The following is a 1,038-nucleotide window of genomic DNA, read 5'->3' on the forward strand; positions in this document are numbered from 1 at the left end:
CGGACTTCACCTCCGTGCCGGCGGCGACGGCGGCGGCGCGAGTCGGTGTCGGCGCGCTCCTCCGCGTACTCCTCGGGCTCCTCCACCTCGGCGGCCTCCGCGGCGGCTTCGGCGGCGGCCCGCTGCGGGGTCTGGAACCTCGGCTCGGTGAACACCGGCGCCTGGAAGACGGCGACGGCCGGGCGGGCGGGCCGACTCGGGCCCGCGGCCTCGCTCTCGGGCTCGGCGGCCTGGGGCGCGGCCTTGTGCGCGGGCTCGGCGAACCCTGACGCGGGGCGTACGGCCCGGCGCCGGGCGCGGCGCGGGGCGGCGGGCTCGGCGGCGGCCGGCGGGGCCTCGGCGGCCGGGATGGACTCGGCGGCCGGGGCGGGCTCGGTGGTGTGCGTGGTGACGGGGACCTCCGGGGTCTGCGCGCCGGCACCGGACTCGGCCTCCGCGGCGGGCTCCTGGGCCTCGGCGACGGGGGCGGGGGCGGCCTCGGCGGGCGCGGTCACCCGGCGGGTGGCCCGGCGACGGGTACGGCGCGGGGCGGCCTCCTCGGCGGGCGCCTCCGCGGGAGCGGCCTCGGCGGGCGCCTCGGCGGCGGGGGCCGGCTCGACGGCAGCCGGAGTCTCCTCGGCGGCGGCCTCGGTCTCGGCGGCCTTCGGCGCCCCGGAGGGCGCGGACGCGCGGCGGGTGGCGCGACGGCGGGTACGCCCGGCGGGCGCGGCCTCCTCTGCGGGGGCCTCCACGGCGGCGGGCTCCTCCGGGGCCTTCTCGGCCTCTGCGGCGACCGGCACCACGGCCTCGGCGGCCTCGGGCGTCCCGGCCGGCGCGGACACGCGGCGGGTGGCCCGGCGGCGCGGACGGCCGGCGGGTTCGGCCTCCTCGACGGAGGCGGGGGTCTCAATGGGGGCGGGGGCCTCAACGGCACCGGCGGCCTCGGCCGCGGCGGCGGTCGGGGTGGAGGCGCCGCGGGTGGCCCGGTGTGACGGCGTGGGAGCACAGGTGTCTGACGTGGGGCGCCCCGGTGGCCGACGGTGCGGCGGACGCGGTGGC

General features: G+C 83.4%; 1 pseudogene. It reads right to left on the bottom strand.

Features of this window, described 5'->3' with window-relative positions:
* A pseudogene (locus ACWEN3_RS46940) lies at window positions 1–821 on the bottom strand (Rne/Rng family ribonuclease); the annotation flags it as partial.
* Between the last annotated feature and the right edge of the window lie 217 nt (window positions 822–1,038).

The organism is Streptomyces sp. NPDC004561 (genome assembly GCF_053602155.1).